This is a genomic window from Nocardiopsis sp. CNS-639, assembly GCF_000381685.1.
GTDB classification, from domain to species: domain Bacteria; phylum Actinomycetota; class Actinomycetes; order Streptosporangiales; family Streptosporangiaceae; genus Nocardiopsis; species Nocardiopsis dassonvillei.
Genome location: NZ_KB906905.1, coordinates 1 through 1,360 on the forward strand (window position 1 = coordinate 1; position 1,360 = coordinate 1,360).

The window sequence follows — 1,360 nt, forward strand, 5'->3', positions numbered from 1 at the left end:
CCTGTAAAGACTCCTTAGAAAGGAGGTGATCCAGCCGCACCTTCCGGTACGGCTACCTTGTTACGACTTCGTCCCAATCGCCAGCCCCACCTTCACTCACTCCCTCCCACAAGGGGTTAGGCCGCAAGTTTCGGGTGTTGCCGACTTTCATGACGTGACGGGCGGTGTGTACAAGGCCCGGGAACGTATTCACCGCGGCGTTGCTGATCCGCGATTACTAGCGACTCCACCTTCATGGGGTCGAGTTGCAGACCCCAATCCGAACTGAGACCGGCTTTTAGGGATTCGCTCCACCTTACGGTATCGCACGCCCATTGTACCGGCCATTGTAGCATGTTTGCAGCCCAAGACATAAGGGGCATGATGACTTGACGTCATCCCCACCTTCCTCCGAGTTGACCCCGGCAGTCTCCCATGAGTCCCCACCATTACGTGCTGGCAACATGGAACAAGGGTTGCGCTCGTTGCGGGACTTAACCCAACATCTCACGACACGAGCTGACGACAGCCATGCACCACCTGTCACCCGCCAACTAAATGACCTCACATCTCTGCGAGTCCACGGGTGATGTCAAACCTTGGTAAGGTTCTTCGCGTTGCGTCGAATTAAGCAACATGCTCCGCCGCTTGTGCGGGCCCCCGTCAATTCCTTTGAGTTTTAGCCTTGCGGCCGTACTCCCCAGGCGGGGCGCTTAATGCGTTAGCTACGGCGCGGAAACCGTGGAAAGTCCCCACACCTAGCGCCCAACGTTTACGGCATGGACTACCAGGGTATCTAATCCTGTTCGCTCCCCATGCTTTCGCTCCTCAGCGTCAGGTAAGGCCCAGAGACCCGCCTTCGCCACCGGTGTTCCTCCTGATATCTGCGCATTTCACCGCTACACCAGGAATTCCAGTCTCCCCTACCTACCTCTAGCATGCCCGTATCCACTGCAGAACCGGAGTTAAGCCCCGGTCTTTCACAGCAGACGCGACACGCCGCCTACGAGCTCTTTACGCCCAATAATTCCGGACAACGCTCGGACCCTACGTATTACCGCGGCTGCTGGCACGTAGTTAGCCGGTCCTTATTCCCCACCTACCGTCAACCCGAAGAGAACTTCGAGCCTGCGTTGGTGGTAAAAGAGGTTTACAACCCGAAGGCCGTCATCCCCCACGCGGCGTCGCTGCGTCAGGCTTTCGCCCATTGCGCAATATTCCCCACTGCTGCCTCCCGCAGGAGTCTGGGCCGTGTCTCAGTCCCAGTGTGGCCGGTCGCCCTCTCAGGCCGGCTACCCGTAATCGCCTTGGTAGGCCGTTACCCCACCAACAAGCTGATAGGCCGCGAGCCCATCCCTGACCGAAAAACTTTCCACCCTCC

At 58.3% G+C, this 1,360-nt stretch carries 1 rRNA gene; it reads right to left on the minus strand.

What is annotated here, in order from left to right:
- Positions 1-18: 18 nt before the first annotated feature.
- Positions 19-1,360, minus strand: a 16S ribosomal RNA gene (locus G011_RS30495); the annotation flags it as partial.